18 protein-coding genes and 1 pseudogene are annotated in these 16,890 nt (G+C 70.2%); 5 read left to right on the forward strand and 14 right to left on the reverse strand.

Features of this window, described 5'->3' with window-relative positions:
* Positions 1-127 precede the first annotated feature (127 nt).
* Genes AB0J36_RS31705 through fdxA form a run of 3 tightly spaced genes read right to left on the reverse strand, consistent with a single transcriptional unit; the run spans position 128 to position 2,724 of the window.
* Complete coding sequence (locus AB0J36_RS31705) at positions 128-1,279, reverse strand: prephenate dehydrogenase/arogenate dehydrogenase family protein (RefSeq protein ID WP_357126043.1); 1,152 nt, start codon at positions 1,277-1,279, stop codon at positions 128-130.
* A gap of 15 nt (positions 1,280-1,294) precedes the next feature.
* On the reverse strand, positions 1,295-2,401 hold the full coding sequence (gene dapC, locus AB0J36_RS31710; protein WP_357126562.1) for a succinyldiaminopimelate transaminase: 1,107 nt from the start codon (positions 2,399-2,401) through the stop codon (positions 1,295-1,297).
* Complete coding sequence (gene fdxA / locus AB0J36_RS31715) at positions 2,398-2,724, reverse strand: ferredoxin (RefSeq protein WP_007464872.1); 327 nt, start codon at positions 2,722-2,724, stop codon at positions 2,398-2,400. The genes dapC and fdxA overlap by 4 nt, the downstream gene beginning before the upstream one ends.
* A gap of 79 nt (positions 2,725-2,803) precedes the next feature.
* Between fdxA and AB0J36_RS31720 the strand changes: the two genes are divergently transcribed.
* Entirely contained in the window at positions 2,804-3,760 is a 957-nt protein-coding gene (locus tag AB0J36_RS31720) for a GNAT family N-acetyltransferase (protein WP_357126046.1), read from the forward strand.
* Positions 3,761-3,876: 116 nt separating this feature from the next.
* Here the strand turns inward: AB0J36_RS31720 and AB0J36_RS31725 are convergent, their stop codons facing one another.
* The 3 genes from AB0J36_RS31725 to mshB form a co-directional block, all read right to left on the reverse strand.
* Positions 3,877-4,341: a hypothetical protein gene (locus AB0J36_RS31725; RefSeq protein WP_357126049.1), complete on the reverse strand. Its 465-nt coding sequence runs from the start codon at positions 4,339-4,341 to the stop codon at positions 3,877-3,879.
* Positions 4,342-4,421: 80 nt separating this feature from the next.
* Positions 4,422-4,859: a hypothetical protein gene (locus tag AB0J36_RS31730; RefSeq protein WP_357126051.1), complete on the reverse strand. Its 438-nt coding sequence runs from the start codon at positions 4,857-4,859 to the stop codon at positions 4,422-4,424.
* Positions 4,860-4,876: 17 nt separating this feature from the next.
* Complete coding sequence (gene mshB / locus AB0J36_RS31735) at positions 4,877-5,803, reverse strand: N-acetyl-1-D-myo-inositol-2-amino-2-deoxy-alpha-D-glucopyranoside deacetylase (protein WP_357126054.1); 927 nt, start codon at positions 5,801-5,803, stop codon at positions 4,877-4,879.
* A gap of 87 nt (positions 5,804-5,890) precedes the next feature.
* On the opposite strand from mshB, the gene AB0J36_RS31740 reads away from it, so the two are divergent.
* Both AB0J36_RS31740 and AB0J36_RS31745 read left to right on the forward strand, forming a co-directional pair.
* Positions 5,891-8,035 (forward strand): prolyl oligopeptidase family serine peptidase, encoded by a 2,145-nt coding sequence (locus tag AB0J36_RS31740; RefSeq protein ID WP_357126057.1) that lies wholly within the window; start codon positions 5,891-5,893, stop codon positions 8,033-8,035.
* A 113-nt stretch (positions 8,036-8,148) separates the two neighbouring features.
* Positions 8,149-9,069, forward strand: a complete 921-nt coding sequence (locus tag AB0J36_RS31745) for an alpha/beta hydrolase (protein WP_357126060.1) — start codon at positions 8,149-8,151, stop codon at positions 9,067-9,069.
* Positions 9,070-9,173: 104 nt separating this feature from the next.
* Here AB0J36_RS31745 and AB0J36_RS31750 read toward each other — a convergent pair whose 3' ends face one another.
* Together AB0J36_RS31750 and AB0J36_RS31755 are read right to left on the reverse strand one after the other, a co-directional pair.
* Complete coding sequence (locus AB0J36_RS31750) at positions 9,174-9,548, reverse strand: DUF805 domain-containing protein (RefSeq protein ID WP_357126063.1); 375 nt, start codon at positions 9,546-9,548, stop codon at positions 9,174-9,176.
* Between the two features lie 132 nt (positions 9,549-9,680).
* Positions 9,681-10,322 (reverse strand): hypothetical protein, encoded by a 642-nt coding sequence (locus AB0J36_RS31755; protein ID WP_363661506.1) that lies wholly within the window; start codon positions 10,320-10,322, stop codon positions 9,681-9,683.
* A 53-nt stretch (positions 10,323-10,375) separates the two neighbouring features.
* Between AB0J36_RS31755 and AB0J36_RS31760 the strand changes: the two are divergent.
* Positions 10,376-10,567, forward strand: a pseudogene (locus AB0J36_RS31760) (hypothetical protein); the annotation flags it as partial.
* Between the two features lie 16 nt (positions 10,568-10,583).
* Here the strand turns inward: AB0J36_RS31760 and AB0J36_RS31765 are convergent.
* The 3 genes from AB0J36_RS31765 to AB0J36_RS31775 all read right to left on the reverse strand — a co-directional run bounded on the left by AB0J36_RS31765 (position 10,584) and on the right by AB0J36_RS31775 (position 12,540).
* Positions 10,584-11,009: an NUDIX hydrolase gene (locus tag AB0J36_RS31765; RefSeq protein WP_357126069.1), complete on the reverse strand. Its 426-nt coding sequence runs from the start codon at positions 11,007-11,009 to the stop codon at positions 10,584-10,586.
* Positions 11,010-11,276: 267 nt separating this feature from the next.
* Positions 11,277-11,933, reverse strand: a complete 657-nt coding sequence (locus AB0J36_RS31770; protein ID WP_357392361.1) for an ATP-binding protein — start codon at positions 11,931-11,933, stop codon at positions 11,277-11,279.
* Positions 11,934-12,015: 82 nt separating this feature from the next.
* Positions 12,016-12,540, reverse strand: coding sequence for a YfbM family protein (locus AB0J36_RS31775; protein WP_357392370.1), 525 nt, complete (start codon positions 12,538-12,540; stop codon positions 12,016-12,018).
* 293 nt (positions 12,541-12,833) lie between these two features.
* Here AB0J36_RS31775 and AB0J36_RS31780 point away from each other — a divergent pair, with 293 nt between their 5' ends.
* Positions 12,834-13,598: a DUF427 domain-containing protein gene (locus AB0J36_RS31780; RefSeq protein WP_357126075.1), complete on the forward strand. Its 765-nt coding sequence runs from the start codon at positions 12,834-12,836 to the stop codon at positions 13,596-13,598.
* A 130-nt stretch (positions 13,599-13,728) separates the two neighbouring features.
* On the opposite strand, the gene AB0J36_RS31785 is transcribed toward AB0J36_RS31780, so the two are convergent.
* From AB0J36_RS31785 to AB0J36_RS31795, 3 genes are all read right to left on the reverse strand, one after another.
* Positions 13,729-14,415 (reverse strand): uridylate kinase, encoded by a 687-nt coding sequence (locus tag AB0J36_RS31785; RefSeq protein WP_357175414.1) that lies wholly within the window; start codon positions 14,413-14,415, stop codon positions 13,729-13,731.
* A gap of 39 nt (positions 14,416-14,454) precedes the next feature.
* Positions 14,455-14,754, reverse strand: coding sequence for a hypothetical protein (locus AB0J36_RS31790; protein WP_357126081.1), 300 nt, complete (start codon positions 14,752-14,754; stop codon positions 14,455-14,457).
* A 310-nt stretch (positions 14,755-15,064) separates the two neighbouring features.
* Positions 15,065-16,807, reverse strand: a complete 1,743-nt coding sequence (locus AB0J36_RS31795; protein ID WP_357392360.1) for an ABC transporter substrate-binding protein — start codon at positions 16,805-16,807, stop codon at positions 15,065-15,067.
* Positions 16,808-16,890: the final 83 nt, after the last annotated feature.

Below are 16,890 nucleotides of genomic sequence, written 5' to 3' on the forward strand. Positions count from 1 at the left end.
TGGCGCGCTTTTCTTTCCACGCGGTGGTGTCTCGACCTGTTTGTGTTTTTTCGTCCCACCCCCCCCCCCAACGCCGCCGGGTGCCGTCCGGGCCCGCCGCAGCTCGACCGCCCTGATGAAACAGGCCCTAATCAGCCAGCGGCAGCAGTGCCGGGTAGGAGACGACGTCCGGACCGACCCGGCAGCCGGTCAGATGGCCGCCGGCAACACCCAGTTCGCGCAGCCAGGCCACCTCGACGGTGTGGTCGCCGTCGGCCGGGAACTCCCGGTCCGCCGCGGCGAACCGCCGATTCCGCAGCGCCGACCGCGCCGCACCGGCCTGCGCGTACCGGGCGGTCAACCCCGTCGCGTCGGCGGACCGCAACGCGTCCGCCAGCTCATCCAGGAGTACGCGCACCTCGGCCAACTCGTCCAGCACCCGCGCCCGGTTGCCGAGCAGCATGTTGGCCGTCCGCTCGGCCGGCGTCCCGGCGACCCGGGTGCCATCGGAGAAGCTGCCCGCGGCCAGCGCCAACACCGCGTCACGCAGCGGCGACCGCTGCGTCGCACCGGCCAACGCGCCGGCCAGCAGGTGTGGAACGTGCGAGGCGAGCGCGGCCACCGAGTCGTGCGCGGCCGGGGACATCGGCACCACCCGGGCGCCGAACAACTCCACCAGGAGCCCGGCGAGCCAGCGGAAGGCGAGCGTCGCCGCGCCCGGCGCCGGGCAGAGCACCCAGGCGGCGCCGGCGAGCAGCGTCGAGGAGGCCGCCGCCAGGCCGGCGGACTCCGCGCCCGCCATCGGATGCCCGGGTACGAAACGCTCGGTGAGCCCGAGCCGGTCGGCAGCCTCGGCCACCTCGACCTTGGTGCTGCCCACGTCGGTGAGCACACAACCCGGCGCGGTCAGCTCGGCCACCTGCGCCAACGTCCGGGCAAGGGTGGGCAACGGACCGCAGAGGAAGACCAGATCCCGACCGGCGACCGCCTCCTCGACGGCGTCCGGTGCCGACACACCGCACGACCGCATGCGCTCCCGGGTGGCCGGATCGGGATCCCAGCCCGCCACGTCGAGGCCCGCGTCGCGCAGCCGCAACAGCACCGAACCGCCGATCAGACCGGTGCCGACGACCGCCACCCGCGTCCGGGCGTACGCCCCGCCGGCCGCGGGTTTCCGGTCGTCCACCTCCGGGCCTGACCCGGCGGCCTCGCGGCGCTGGTCGCCCGTCTCGCGGCGCTGGTCACCCGGTGGCATGGCGGTACCGGCGTCCGGCGTCGGGACGGTCCTGCCGTCGGTCATCGCCGGACGCCCCGGTCAGGCCCGCAGCCGACCGGCGACCGCGGCGACGTGCTCGTCGGACTCGGTGAACGCCACCCGCACGTACCGCTGAGCGGCGGGGCCGTAGAACGCGCCGGCCGCGACCAGGATGCCGCGCCGGGCCAGCCAGTCGACGGTCTGCCAGCAGTCCTCGTCGCGGGTGAGCCAGAGGTAGAGGCCCGCCTCCGAGTGCTCGATCGTGAAACCGGCCTCGGTGAACGCGGCGCTCAGCACCTCGCGCCGGGCACGGTAGCGCTCCCGCTGCTCGACGGCGTGCCCCTCGTCCTGCAGGGCGGCCACCATCGCGGCCTGCACCGGGGCGGGCACGATCATTCCGGCGTGCTTACGGACCTTCAGCAGCTCGGCGACGAGGGCCGGATCGCCGGCCACGAACCCGGCTCGGTAACCGGCGAGGTTGGACCGCTTGGAGAGCGAGTGCACGGCCAGCACACCGGTGTGGTCGCCACCGCAGACCTGCGGGGACAGCACCGAGACCGGCTCGGCCGACCAGCCCAGCGGCAGGTAACACTCGTCGCTGGCGACCACCGCGCCACGCTCCCGGGCCCAGTCGACGACCTTGCGCAGGTGCGCGGCGGGCAGTACCCGGCCGGTCGGGTTACCGGGCGAGTTGATCCAGACCAACCGGACCCGCGAGGTCGGCCCGACCGAGGTGAGCGAGTCGGCGCGGACCACGGTGGCGCCGGCCAGCCGGGCACCGTCCTCGTACGTCGGGTAGGCGATCGACGGCACGACGACCACGTCGCCCGGGCCGATGCCGAGCAGGGTGGGCAGCCAGGCGACCAGCTCCTTGGAGCCGATGGTCGGCAGCACACCGAGACCGTCGACGCCCGCGCCACAGGCCCGGGCCACCCATGCGGCGATCGCGTCGCGGAGCGCCGGGGTGCCGGCGGTCAGCGGGTAGCCCGGCGCGTCGGACGCGTCAGCCAGTGCCTGACGGATCGCCGCCGGGACCGGATCGACCGGCGTACCCATGGAGAGGTTGATCAGGCCCTCCGGATGCGCCGCGGCCAGGGTGGCCGCGGCGTCCAGGGTGTCCCAGGTGAACTCGGGTAGCCGTGCCGAGACCGGCGCGGGCCGGTTCAGTGGCCCTCGCCGCGCGGCGGCTGCGCGGCGACGAAGGTCGCGTCCTTCTCCACCTTGCCAATCTTCGAGGCGCCTCCGGGCGAGCCCAGGTCCTCGAAGAACTCGTAGTTCGCGCCGGTGTAGTCCTTCCACTGCTCCGGGACGTCGTCCTCGTAGAAGATCGCCTCCACCGGGCAGACGGGCTCACAGGCACCACAGTCGACGCACTCGTCGGGGTGGATGTAGAGCATCCGGTTGCCCTCGTAAATGCAGTCGACCGGGCATTCCTCGATGCATGCCTTGTCGAGCACATCCACGCACGGCTCGGCGATGATGTAGGTCACCGGTCTTCTCCTCCGCAAGACGCGCCGCGATCTCCCGCGACGGTAAGAGCCTAGTATCTCGCCGGGGAGGGGGTCGATCGTGCTCCGACAGCAGGATGTGGGACATCGGATCGTAGTCCGGCGGATTGTGGGGATTCGCGAAGGCCGCCCGCTGTTCAGCGACGCCCTCGGCGAGCTGGTCGAGCTGAGCGAGACTCATCTCACCCTCGCCACGGCGCAAGGTCCGCTGCGCGTCCCGGTGGCGCAGGTGCACCGGGCGAAGCGGGTACCGCCGACCCGCCGGCCGACGGCCGCGGCGGTGGTGGCGCTGGAACGGGCCGCCAACGAGGCGTGGCCCGCCCCGACCCGAGGCCGACTCGGTGACTGGCTGCTGCGCTCGGCCGAGGGCTGGACCGGCCGGGCCAACTCGGCCCTGCCCATCGGCGATCCCGACCGGCCGTTGCCGGCGGCCGTGGACGCGGTCGAGCGCTGGTACGCCGAACGGGGTCAGCCCGCGATGATCAACACGCCGCTGCCGCTCGCCGCGCCGGTCGGCGCCGAGCTGGACGAGCGCGGTTGGACCACCCGCCCACCGACCCTCGTCCAGACCACGCCCCTGCCCCTCGACGCCCTCGCGCTCGGTGGGCCGGGCGCCGCGGTCGTCGAGGTGGTGACCGCGCCGAGCGAGGACTGGCTCGCCATCGCGGCCGGCCGCAAGGGCGGCCTACCGGATGCCGCCCGGCACGTGCTCACCGCCGTGGACCAGGTCCGCTTCGCCCACGGGTACGTCGACGGCGCGCTGGCGGCCATCGGCCGGGCAACGGTGACCGGCCAGGGCCGATGGCTGGGCCTCAGCCTGATCGAGGTGGTGCCGGCCGCCCGCCGGCAGGGGCTGGCCCGCCACGTGATCGGCGCGCTGGCCGCCTGGGGCGGATCGGCGGGCGCGACCCACGCGTTCCTCCAGGTGGAGCAGCGCAACACGCCAGCCATCGCCCTCTACCGAACGCTGGGCTTCACCACCCACCACACCTACCTGACGCGCGTCGCCCCGAGCTGACCCCCGCTCGTCGATCTTGCACTTTCTGCGGCGACATAAAGGGCATCTGCCCTCATATCGACAACCGAAAGTGCAAGATCGGCGCGAGGTTCTGGCTGGCGCGAGGCGCGAGGGCGTCAGCGGCGGACTACCCGGCGGGGCTTGGCGGCCTTGACCTCGGCGTACCGCTTGAGCTGCTGCGAGCGGTGGTCGAGACCGAGGGCGGTCGCCACCAGGTAGCCGCCCAGCGCGCCGAGGCCGGTGGCGAGCAGGTAGAGCCAGATCTGGGCGAAGAACGTCCCCGCGCCACCGGCGAACGGGCTGTGGCCGACGAGCAGCGGCCCGACCAACACGGTCAGGACCATGGCGATCAACACCACGACCGTCACGTCGCCCGCCCAGACGGCCAGCGGCCGGGCGCGTCCCCAGCGGAAGGCGACCACGGCCAGGGTCAACCCGATCACCACGAACATCACCAGTGTGACCCGGTCGGCCGCAGCATCGTCGCCGTCGAAACCGAATCGGGTGATCAGCCGGGCAACCACGTTGACCGCGAACAACGCTCCCGCGAGCACCCCGACATCACGCCACCGTCTGTCCATCGCACGACCTCCTGCCGTACGCCCCTCGTCGCGGGGCCGCTTCCCTGGCAGGAATATCTACCACTCGTAGCTGTGTGACGTCACCAGCCGCCGAGGGTGGACGGCGGGGCGAGGACCTGCCGGAAGCCCATCACGGCGAACGTCATCGCGCCGGCCACGATCATCGCCAGGCCGACCCAGTTGTCGCCGGCCAGCAGCAGGTCGCCCTCGGTGGTGCGGATGGCCGCCACCGCCATCAGGGCGAACCACGGCACCGCCGGCAGCGCCACCGCCCAGCGACGGCCGACCGTCTCGTGCGCGAACCAGCTCAGCAGGATGTTCGCGCCGACGGCGAGCAGCGCCGAGAAGCCGATGAGCTGCCCGCCGACCCGGACGGTGGCGAGTAGCAGCTCCAACACCCCCGTCACCACACCGGCCACCACCACGACGATCGCGCCGGCCACCCGTAGGCCCAGGTCCAGCAGACGCGGCGGCGGCCCCGCCGGCGGCGGGGCGTCCTCATCGTTCACGACCGACATCGGCGCGGCGGGCAACGTCACCGGAGACCGGCCGCCGCGACCGGGGAGCGGTCCGCGTCGGCCACGTCCGGCAGCCCGGCGAAGAGGTCGTCCTCCCAGCCGTACGGGCCGAAACCCGGCCCCTTCGCGCCGACGGCGAGGGTGAAGAACTCCACACCCATGAACTCGCCGCCGAAGTTGCCCGCGATCGAGTAGAGCCACGAGGTGGCCGGGATCTGGGTGCCGTGTGCCCGCATCGCCGCCTCCTTGGCCGCGTGCTGGTCGGTGCCGTCGATCCGGGCGGCGATCTGCTCGTCCGGAGTGCCGAAGGGCAGCTCGGCCAGGTCCTGGATGCCGGCGAACGGATTGTCCGAAGATTCGGCGAAGTGCGACATGCCGGCCTCCAGCACGCTGAGCGGCATGGCCGTCCAGTAGACCTTGGCCGGGGCGCAGCCCTCGAGAGCGGCCAGCTCGACGGCGCGCATCGCCACCCGGTGTGCCTGGATGTGGTCGGGGTGGCCGTAGAAGCCGTTCGGGTCGTAGGTGACCAGCACCTGCGGGCGTACCTCTCGCATGATCTCCACCAGGTGCCCGGCGGCCTCGTCGAGGTCGGCCTGCCAGAAGGCCCGGGGGTGCTCGTTCGTCGCGAGGCCCATCATCCCCGAGTCGCGGTAACGACCGGCGCCGCCCAGGAAACGGTGGTCGGCGACGCCGAGCGCCGCGCAGGCGGCCGCCAGCTCCGCGATCCGGTACCCGCCGAGCTGGTCGGCCTCGGCGGCGGCGAGCTGCGCGAGCGCCGGTACGTGGATCTCGCCCTCCTCGCCGAGCGTGCAGGTCACCAACGTGACGTGCGCGCCGGCGGCGGCGTAGTGGGCCATGGTCGAGCCGGTGCCGATCGACTCGTCGTCAGGGTGCGCGTGGACCAGCAGCAGGCGGCGGTCGGGCAGCGTCGTCACGACGGTCACTCTAACCGGCGGTACGGTCCGGGAGTCGTTGGACGCGTCCGCCCAGGTCGGCCACATCACGCCCGGCGCGGCTCTACGATTTGGCCTGTGGACTTTCCGGAGCTGGCCGCCCGTACCCGCCGGTTCAGCCACGGCGCGCCCCGGGCTGTCTCCGTGGCCGCGGACGGCTCCCGGGTGATCTTCCTGCGCTCGGCCGGTCCGGAGGATCCGGCGGACGCGCTCTGGCTGCTGGACGTGGCGACCGGCGAGGAACAGCTCGTGGCCGACCCGGCGGCCCTGCTGGGCGACGACGGCGACGTCCGGGCGCTCACCCCCGGCGAGCGGGCGCTGCGGGAACGGCTCCGGCTCAGCGCCGCCGGCATCGGCTCGTACGCGTTGGACGCCGTCGGCCGGGTGGCCGTGTTCGCGCTGGCCGGCCGCCTGTTCCGGGCGGATCTGGTGCACGGCGACGTGGTGGAGGTGGCCACCGTCGGTCCGGTGCTGGACCCTCGACCCGATCCGACCGGCGAGCGCCTGGCCTACGTGACCGACGCGGCCGAGGGGGTACGCCGGGGTGAGCTGCGGGTGATCGACGCCGACGGCGCCGACACGCTGCTGGCCGGCGAGGACGCGGGCGTGAGCTGGGGGTTGGCCGAGCACATCGCGGCCGAGGAGTTCGGCCGGTACCGGGGCTACTGGTGGGCCCCGGACGGGCGCATGGTGCTTGCCGCCCGCGTGGACGAGTCCCGGCTGGACCGCTGGCACCTGCACGACCCGGCCGAGCCAGGCAGTCCGCCGACCGCCGTCGCGTACCCCCGGGCCGGCGGCCCCAACGCCGAAGTGAGCCTGCACCTGCTGGACCTCGACGACGGCTGGGTCGACGTGCACTGGGACCGGGAGACCTACCCGTACCTGACCGGGGTGAGCTGGGGTGAGGGCAGTCCGCTGATCACCGTGCTGCGCCGCTCGCAGCAGCACGGGCTGGTCCTCGCGGTGGATCCTCGTACCGGTGAGACGCAGGTGCACGCCGAGCTGGCCGACCCGCGCTGGGTGGAGCCGATCGCGGGTACCCCGGCGCACCTGCCCGACGGCCGGGTGCTGGTCGGGGGCGAGTTGGCCCACGACGGGTACGACGCGCGGTGCCTGTTCGCCGACGGCACGCTGCTCACCCCACCCTCGCTGTACGTGCGGCGGGTCGTCGGTCGACTGCCGGCCGTCAGCGGTCCCGCCGACCTGCTGGTGGAGGCGAGCGACGGCGAGCCCAGCGAGCGGCACCTGTTCCGGGTCCGTACGACGATTGGCGGCGGGGTGGACGCCCGGCGTATCACCACCGACTCGGGCTGGCACACCGCTGCTGTCGGCGGGGACGTGCTGGTGGTCGGGACGGCGTCGCTGGACCACGCCGGGGTGCGCTGGACCGTGTCGCGCGGCGGCCAGGAGCTGACCGAGCTGCGGTCGTTGGCCGCCGAGCCGCCGTACTCGCCGCTGCCGCTGCTGGAACGGGTGACCGACCGGCGGTTGCCGGCGGCGGTGCTCTACCCGGACAACCACGTGACCGGCCGGCGGCTACCGGTGCTGCTCGACATCTACGGCGGCCCGGGGCACCAGGAGGTGGTGGCGGCGCGGGCCGCGTGGTTGGAGCGGCAGTGGTGGGCCGACGCCGGGTTCGCCGTGGTCACGATCGACAACCGGGGTACGCCGGGAGTGGCCCCCTCGTTCGAGAAGGCGATCCACCGACGGCTGGCCGACGTGATCCTGACCGACCAGATCGACGCGCTGACCGCGCTCGCCGGCAAGCACCCGGACCTGGACCTCGGTCGGGTGGCCATCCGCGGCTGGTCGTTCGGCGGGTGGCTGGCCGGGTTGGCGGTGCTGCGTCACCCGGAGCTGTTCAAGTGCGGCATCGCCGGCGCCCCGGTGACCGACTGGGCGTTGTACGACACCGCGTACACCGAGCGGTATCTCGGCCTGCCGGAGGACGGCATGGACGTGTACGCGCACCACTCGCTCATCGAGTTGGCCGCCGAGCCGGTCACCGGTCCGGACCAGGCCCGCCCGTTGCTGCTGGTGCACGGCCTGGTCGACGACAACGTGGTGGCCGCGCACACGCTGCGGCTGTCGGCGGCGCTGCTGTCCACCGGCCGGCCGCACGCCGTGCTGCCGCTGACCGGCGCCACCCACATGGCCGCGAACGGCACCGCCGAGCGGCTGCTCCCGCTGGAACTGGAATTCCTGCGTACGCATCTGCGCTGAGCGGCATTCCGCACATCGAGCCCACGGCCGCATGCCATGCTGATCGAAGGCGGGACCCGACGGCGCAATTTCCGGGGTGATACCGCGTTTCGCTATCCCGAAAGGAATCCAGGATGGTTGGCATCGCCCAGAAACCCTCGGTCGCCGCCGTCCAGGAGGGCGAATTTCCCGTCACACACTTCCGAACCGCGACCGTGAACGGGATCGACATCTTCTACCGCGAGGCCGGGCCGGCCGACGGTCCCGCGGTCCTGCTGCTACACGGCTTTCCCACGGCGTCCTCGCAGTTCCGCCACCTGATTCCCCTGCTCGCGGACCGGTACCGGGTGATCGCGCCGGACCTCCCGGGTTTCGGCCACAGCGCCAGCCCGGACCGGTCGACGTTCGACTACACGTTCGCCAACTTCGCCGACCTGATGCACGGCCTGATCGACCAGCTCGGCGTGGACCGTTACGCGCTCTACTGTTTCGACTACGGAGCGCCGACCGGATACCGGCTGGCCCTCAAAGGGCCCGAGCGGATCAGCGCGCTCATCGTGCAGAACGGCAACGCGTACGAGGAGGGCCTGAGCGAATTCTGGAATCCGATCAAGGCCTACTGGGCGGAGAAGACCGACGAACGCCGACAGGCGATCGCGTTCATCCTCAGTTCCGACGCGGTGCGGTCGCAGTACACCCAGGGGGTGCGGGACCTCAGCCGGCTCGACCCCGACCGGTGGATCCACGACGAGACGCAGCTCGCCCGCCCCGGGAACGCGGACATCCAACTCGACCTGTTCTACGACTACGGCAGCAACGTCGCGCTGTACCCCGAGTTCCAGGCCTTCTTCCGCGACCACCAGCCACCGACGCTGGTGATCTGGGGCAAGAACGACATCGTCTTCCCGCCCGATGGCGCCCACCCCTATCAGCGTGACCTGCCGTCGGCCGAGTTCCACCTGATCGACACCGGCCACTTCCTGCTGGAGGACAAGCTCGACGTCGCCGCGCCGATGATCCACGACTTCCTCGACCGCTCGATCGGTCGCTCCTGACCCGCAGTGGTGACGACGCCGCAGGGCCCCTTTTAGACAGCGCTGTCTAAAGGGGCCCTGCCCGCTCAGCAGTGGATCCGCGCGGGTGGTGGCGCGGACTGCGGTCAGCCCTTGGGGCTGGGGCCGAAACGGTTCGCACCCGGCGTGCTGTCCTGCACGAAGAACACGATCAGGACGATGGCGCCGATGAGCGGGATCAGGGCGATCAGCAGCCACCACCCCGTCTTGTCGGTGTCGTGCAGGCGTCGTACCGCGACGGCCAGCGTCGGCAGCAGCAGCGCCAGGGAGACGACGAGGCCGATGAAGCCGCTCGACGAACCGTCCACGAAGTTCAGTCCCAGCGCGCTGTCCAGGACGGAGGTGACAATGCTGACAAGGACAGTGAACAGGGCGAACCACCAGTACTCGGACCGGCGGGCCCGACCCGCGAAGCCGACGTACTGACTGAGAACCGATTTGATCGCGGCATTGAAGGACACAGCTATCTCCCGTTGGGTGAGGGGCTTGCAAGCTCAACGCGGAGGCAGCCAAGCAGATCGATCTGGCGGGGGCAACGGCCGAGCGGCCGGATAGCGGTAGCTACAGCGCCTGACTGTCGGCGGTATCGGCGGCTACAGGCTCCCCGACTCCGGCCAGTGGGACCATTGTGTGTTCGGGTGCGCTCTCGGCGCGTAGAGCGTGCGATCGCCGGTCGCCAGGACATCGGCGATCTGGCGGAACGTCTCGGACTGGCTCGGACGTGAGCCACCGGCCAGGTCAGGGTGGTGCCATTCGTCCAGCCGCAGAACCTCGGGCAGGTCGACGGGGACTCGGCGTCGCAGTTCCCGTTCGTCCGCCAGGAGAAGCTCGCGGTGACGCGGAACAAGCCGACGCAGTACGTCGATGAGATCCTCACCTGATTCGGCGGCAACGGCGATGTCCTGACCGCGAAGCACCAAGGGCCCTCCCCGGTAGGTCTCCGGCTCCTCCGAATCCTCTATCTCGTCCCAGTTGTCGACCCGATCGAGAAAGTCGCCGTTGTCGGTGCCAGGTTCGCCGCTGGTCAGGCAGTTGCCGAACACGAAGAGCACGTCGGTGAGGTTGCCGGCCCGTGGCGAGTAGCCGATCGTCTCGACGATGAGAGCCCATCGCCCCGCGTCCCGATATCCGTGCAGCCGAGCGTCGACGGCGTAGGAGTAGCCATTGTCGAGGTCCGGAAACCGGAACTCTTCGGCTGCGGCGTCGAGCTGTTCGAGGATGTCGGTCGAGCGCACAGCCGAGCACTGTAGTGCCTAACGCGGTGACCGTGGAACAGACCGATCCCGCCGGCTACTACCGCGGAGCCCGTTACCACGGCGCCATCCAGCTTCTGGTGGAACCGACGGGCAGGCGGATGGCCGGAAAATGGGTCGGATTCGGCAAGGACATGGACGTCAACACCGGCCCATGGGAACTGACCTTTCGCGATGCCTCCACCTCGAAGGCGACGCTCGACCGGTACAACACGTCACCCGAATAGGGCTGCCCTCTTGTGGTCAGGCGCGAGGCTTGGCGAGCGCTCTGCTGAACAGGGCGAGGTAGCTGTCGTGGGCCAGGCACAGTCCGCCGAGCTCGTCTTCGGTGAACCAGCCGATGGCGTCGTGTTCGTCGGGCGCGGCGTTGACCGGGGACCCCTGCCACGCCTCGACCAGCCAGATCTGCATGTCGAACGTGTCGGTGTGCACCTCGTGCATCGGAGACGCCGAGGGTGCCGTGATGTCGATGCCCACCTCCTCCCGAAGCTCCCGGGCGAGCGCCTCGCCCGGTAGTTCCCCGGGCTCGACATGCCCGCCGGGCATGTCCCAGACGTCGGGGTACCACCGACGCCGCGGAGAGCGGTGACACAGCAGCACCCGGTTCCCGTCGCGCAACAGGCCGGCGACGATGCGTGCCTTGGCAGAGCTGTCCACGGTGTTCGACACGGCCATATCGTGCCGCCTGTCGCGGCTCAGCGATGCCCCGCGCCCCGCGCCCCACCCCGCCCCGCGCCGCCCCGCCCCGCCCCGCCCCGCGCCGCGCCGCGCCGCGCCAAGATCCTCACAACATCCCCGATGTTGCTGCCTCAGGGTCTCCGCAGGCAGCAACATCAGGGTTGTTGCTGCTTCAGAGGCTCGGCACACAGCAACATCAGGGTTGTTGCTGCCTCAGGGGCTCGGCTGGCACCACCGTCGGCGTCGTTGCTGGGGCGATCAGGGGAGATCGCGCCGACTCGGCGGCCAGCGGTCGGCGCGCCAGTCGTTCCAGGTCGCGAAACCGGCCGGTGGGTCGTCGACAGGTTCGGAGCCGTCGAGTTCGCCTGGCGTCGGGATGTCCATGCGGGCGGCCCAGTCGGCGAGTTCCTCGTCGGACATCGGCCATGTCGTGTGGGGCGCGTCCGCCTGGCGCTGATCCAGCCGCACACGCTGCTCGGCCGGGGTGAGTTCGAAGTAGCGCAGCTCCACCCGCGCGCCGAGGTCGGCCGCGGCCTGCCGCAGGGCGGAACGCTCGTCCCGACTCCAGAGGCCGAAGTCGATCACCACATTGGTGCCGAGTTCGAGGGCGCGCAGCCCGATCTCGATGAGTCGTCCCTCGATCACGTCCGAGGCCGCAGGCGGATTCTCGACCCCGTAGAGGGCCTTCACCCACTCGTCCTTGGTCAGCCGAAGCGCCTTCTGCTCGACCTCGATCCGGCGCGCGGCAGTGGTCTTTCCGGTACACGGGAGCCCCACCGTCAGGAACAGTGTCGGTCGCGTCAGCACGGATGCCATCCGCTCAGCATGCCCGGATCTGCCAGGTTGGCAGCGGGCATCGTCGTTGTGCACGATGACGTCGGCGTGCTGCTGTTCAAGCTCCACCTGCTCGCTCATACCCGAGTCCCCCGGCCGGGCCATCGCCGACTGTCGACCTCAGGCCAGGTTCGCACAAGTCCGCCGGAGAGCCGAGCACAATTCAGTCGAGCCAGCAGATCACCGCGTCGCCGTCACTGGCGGCCGCGGCGAAGAAGGTCTGGACGCCGGGCAGATAGTGGGCCACCCACGCCAGTTCGCCGGGCTCTTCCCAGGTGTGTGGGTAGACCTCGGCCAACTTCAACTCCTGGGGGTCGACACCCCCGATCAGGTTCTCCTGGGTGAGCGCGGCCAGGTGCGAGGCCGCGACCGTCACCTGCGACGGGGTGAGGTAGGAGGGCGGCCCGTAGCCCCAGTCGTCTTCGAGGTTTTCCAGGAAGTCGAACATCTCGTCGCTGTCGGGTTCGACGTCCGGCAACTCCACAAAGCTCTCCGCGCCGAGGACCAGCGGAACCTCGAAGCCGAGCCGGTCGAGGAGGAAGTCGAGCCCGTGCCACGCCCTGTCGGTGCCGGCCCAGCGTCCGGAGTTGTCGTCCCGCGCGCTCATGGCGTGCTCGTAGGCCCAGCCGAGGTCCCCCTTGGCCCGCTCCAATTCGTCTGGCGAGACGCGCAACCAGTTGCCGTTCATGCTCACGCCGCCAAACCTAGATCCCGGCTACGACAGGACTCGCGCCGGCTCACCTCGGGTTCAGGAAAGTGGGCTGTCGGGGCGGCCGGAACACCCCGATTTTCTGGAAATCGAGTCGATCAAGGGGCCGAGACGGCAAAGGGCCCCTCCCCACAACCTCTGCCGCGAAGGGCTCGTCACGAATGGCGAGATCGGTTACGGTCTCTGCAACAAACGCATGTGACGACGCGGGGGCCACCCTGACCGTTGAACCGGCGCCTGCCGAGCCGGCCGTCACATCACGGGAGGACAACGTGTCGGATTATCCGAAGATGATCGTCCCGGTCGACCACATTGAGCCGGTGCCTCGCCGGATCCGGGCCTTCCTCGGCGGCGAGCAGGTACTCGAAACCACGCGGGCGTTGTACGTGTGGGAATGGCCGTTCTTCCCGCAGTACTACATCCCCGTCGACGACGTGGATCGCAACCTGTTGATCGAGGGCCAGCACACCGAGGCGTCCCGGCGCGGGACCGCGCGGCTGCTCGGGCTGCAGGTTGGCGAGACGATCCGTCCTTCGTGCGGGCGGTTGTACGGAGATGACGCGCTGGCCGGGTTGGCGAACACGATCCGGTTCGACTGGGCAGCCATGGATGCCTGGTTCGAGGAGGACGAAGAGGTCTTCGTGCACCCCCGGAACCCGTTCTCGCGGGTGGACGCGGTGCGTTCCACCCGCAGCGTCAGGGTGGAACTGGAAGGGGTCGTCCTGGCCGAGTCGACATCGCCCGTGATGGTCTTCGAAACCGGTCTACCGCCCCGCTATTACCTCAACCGGACCGATGTGAACTTCACACACCTCGTGGCGTCGGCGACGAGGACCGCCTGCCCGTACAAGGGCCAGACCAGCGACTACTGGTCCGTCCGTCTCGATGACCAGACCCACCCGGACCTGGCCTGGTCGTACGACTTCCCGACCGCCGCACTCCTGCCGATCGCCGGCCTGATCGCCTTCTACAACGAAAAGGTCGATCTCTTCGTCGACGGCGAGCGACTGAGCCGGCCGGCAACGCCCTTCCACTGAACCAACCGCAGGCCCTGGCACCGCGTCGAACCGGATTCCCGGTGTACGGATGCCCAGCACGCTCGATCCGGTACACGGGAGCCCCACCGTCAGGAACAGTGTCGGTCGCGTCAGCACGGCTCCCAACCGGTCAGCGTGCCCGGGTCTCCCAGACCGGCTTCTGCGGCTCGTCATTGTGCACGAGAAAGTCGACGTGATCGGTCGGGCGCACGGTGTCGAAGTAGAGCTGTTGGGCGGGGATGTAACGCTCCCGCCAGCGCCGTTCGACCTCCGCCCGGGATGACACCCGCCGCTCACGGATCACGGCACGGTCCACCGTCGTCTCGATCGCCGTGGAGACGAGAATGCGCAGCTCCCACCGATCGATCAGCTCCGGGCGCATGAGGAAGACTCCGTCGAACACCAGCACGGCGTCGGCGGGGGCCGTCCTGCTCGGCGGGGACAGCACGGTATCCGTTGCGCGGTCGTACACCGCGGGTTGGAAGCCCCGATCGCCGCCCGGTCCGAGGGGATCGAGCAGAACCCGGTTCAGCGCCGCCCAGTCGTGGGTGTCGAAGTAGCAGCCTTCGGCCGAGTACTCGCCGCGCGGATAGCGTCGCGCCCGCGGAAAGAGGAAGTCGTCGACCGTCGCGCGGATGACCTGGCGGCCCTGACTCCGCAGGACGGCGGCGAGTTCGTCGGCGAGGGTGGTCTTGCCGGTGGCTGGTGGACCGTCGACGGCAACCCGTACCGGGTGTGCGACATCAACGGACCCGACCGCCTCGGCGAGACGGCCGAGCAGCTCCACCCGGCGCGGCCCCGGCCGTACCTCACTCACCGCAACTCGCAATCTCGGATCTGCAGCCACAGCCTCACGTCAGTCGTCCTCGATGCGCCCGGTGGTGGAATCGACCATGGCCAGGAAATCCCGGATGTTCTTCCGGTGCTCCTCCAGCGACAGGTCCGGAGCCGAACCCACGCCGAATCCGTAGCCGGGCCTCGGCCCGCTGAGCCACGTGTAGTGGGTGCCGTTGCACTCGTTCGGGCGGAGAGCGAACAACTCTCCGTCGACGTCAACCGTGAGTGACGCGGCGTCGGCGGCATCTTCAGGATCGGGGTACAGGCTGGGCACAGCCTCCGGATCGGCGTTGCCGTCATTCGGGTAGATGGGCTTCACATAGCCATCATCGCGCGGAAAGGACCATCCTGGCGGCCCAGCCGCAACTGCCCTGCTGCCGCACCGACCAACCCGCGACCACGCCGACCCACGACGCCGGCGGTTGCCGTCATGCCCGCACCAGGACGTCCGTCGACCCGCCGACGGCGGTGCGCGAGTGGGAATTGCCATTCCTACGCGGCACAGCCGCGCCGCCAGCCGTCACTGCGGGAACAGGTCCGCAGATTGCGACCGGACGGTGACCCGATCAGCGGAAACGGAGAGGCCCCCTCCCGACGGCATTGTCGGTAGGGGGCCCTCCTGCGACGAGCTACGGCTTGACGTACGCGTTGACGAACGCCGGGTAGCCGAACACGCTGGAGACGAAGACGCCGCCGGCCTTGGAGCCGTGCACGTGGTACGCCACGTCGACGTACATCGGCACCACCGGCGCGTGCTCCTTCATGATCCGCTCGTCCAGCTTGGCCCACTCCGGGCCCTGCTCGGACGGGGCGAGCGCCAGGATCCGGTCCATCTCGGCGTTGATCGTCGGGTCGTTGAAGTAGGACTGGTTGCTGTTGCCCTCGGCCTTGATGCTGCGGCCGTCGTACAGCACCGGCAGGATCGCCGCGCCGCTCGGCCAGTCCGCCGCCCAGTTACCGATGTACAGGTCCCACGGGTTGTCCTTCTTCTTGATCTCGTCGAGCTTCGCGTCGTCGGAGATGTTCCGCAACGTGATCTTGAAGCCGGCGCGCTCCAGGTTGGCCTTGAGCTGGGCGCCCTGCTGCTGCTCGGTCGAGTTGTCGGCGACACCGAGGACCAGCTCCGGAGTCTGCCCGCCGAGCAGCTCCTTGGCCTTGGCGACGTCGCCGTTGGGGCCCGCCGGGTACGCCTCGTACGCCTTGTAGCCGATCGTGGCCGGCGGCATCAGCGTGGTCAGCGGGGCGGCGACGTTCTGGCCGCCGAGCGCCTTGACCATGCCCTCCCGGTCGATGGCGTAGTTGAGCGCCTGCCGGATCTTGAGGTCCTTGACCCGCTGGTTGTTGATGACGAGCTGGTTGGCGCTCGGCGTCGGCGAGAGGATGCTGCGCGACTTCAGCGTGGCGTCCCCGGCCACCTTGGCGACCAGCGAGGCGGGTACGGCGTTGAAGGCGAGCGCGCTCTGGTCGGTGCCGTTGTCGGCGATGACCCGGTTGTTGGCGGCGTCCGCGGTCGGGCCGAAGCTCCAGACGAACTGGTCCGGGTACTGGTGCCGGACCGGGTCGGTGTTCGGGTCCCAGTTGGTGTTGCGGTCGAGCGTGATCTGGACGCCGACCTGGTTCTTGGCGACCTTGTAGGGGCCGGACGAGAACGGCTGCTTGTCCAGGTCGATGCCGGTGTCCTTGTCCGGGGGCAGCGGCGCGGTGGTCGGCAGCGACACGGCGAACGGCAGGTCACAGCGCGGCTTGGCGAACTCGAACCGCAGCGTCTTCGCGTCCGGCGTGGTGAGGCCGGGCGGCAGGGACGTCTTGTTCTTCTTGAAGTCCCACTTGGTGTCGAACTGCGGGGTGTCGGCCAGCCACTCCTGGATATAGGTCGGGCCGCCGGAGAGGTCGGGGTCGAAGGAGCGGGCGATGCCGTACGCGATCTCCTTGGACGTGATCGGCCGGCCGTCCTCGAACTTCACCCCGTCCTTGATGGTGAATTCCCAGACCTTGCAGTCGTTGTTGACGTTCTTGCCCGGCGTCTCGGCGAGGTCACCGACGAGGACCAGGCCACCCTTGCCGTCGTCCTTCCAGGTGGTCAGGTAGCGGGCGAAGAGCGGGTTGGTCATGAGGCCGGCGAACGAGTACGTCCGCTGCGGGTCGAGGTGGGAGATCGGCGACTCCCGGATGATGGTGAAGGTGCCGCCCTTCGCGGCGCCGCTCACCTCGGCCGCCGGCCCCTGCGAGTCCTTGGGGTCGGTCGCGATGACCCCGGTCTGCTGCCGGTTGTTGTCCACCGTGGTGCCCTCGCCCGTGTTCTTCGAGCACGCACCCAACGTCACAACCAGAGCGATCGCGCCGCCTGCGGCAACCGCCACGCGTGGTCGCATGAAGTACCTCCTTCACCCATGTGTCGTGCGGTTCCGTCGGGGCGGGAACCGCCGACGTCCCGAGGATCGTAAGGAAGAAAACC

Source organism: Micromonospora sp. NPDC049662 (genome assembly GCF_040675055.1).
Classification (GTDB): Bacteria; Actinomycetota; Actinomycetes; order Mycobacteriales; family Micromonosporaceae; genus Micromonospora.

Coding starts and splice junctions, on each gene's coding strand:
- AB0J36_RS31795 (WP_357392360.1), bottom strand. CDS start 16,807: ATGCGACCACGCGTGGCGGTTGCCGCAGGCGGCGCGATCGCTCTGGTT.
- AB0J36_RS31730 (WP_357126051.1), bottom strand. CDS start 4,859: ATGTCGGTCGTGAACGATGAGGACGCCCCGCCGCCGGCGGGGCCGCCG.
- AB0J36_RS31770 (WP_357392361.1), bottom strand. CDS start 11,933: ATGAGCGAGCAGGTGGAGCTTGAACAGCAGCACGCCGACGTCATCGTG.
- AB0J36_RS31705 (WP_357126043.1), bottom strand. CDS start 1,279: ATGACCGACGGCAGGACCGTCCCGACGCCGGACGCCGGTACCGCCATG.
- AB0J36_RS31775 (WP_357392370.1), bottom strand. CDS start 12,540: ATGAACGGCAACTGGTTGCGCGTCTCGCCAGACGAATTGGAGCGGGCC.
- AB0J36_RS31725 (WP_357126049.1), bottom strand. CDS start 4,341: ATGGACAGACGGTGGCGTGATGTCGGGGTGCTCGCGGGAGCGTTGTTC.
- AB0J36_RS31745 (WP_357126060.1), top strand. CDS start 8,149: ATGGTTGGCATCGCCCAGAAACCCTCGGTCGCCGCCGTCCAGGAGGGC.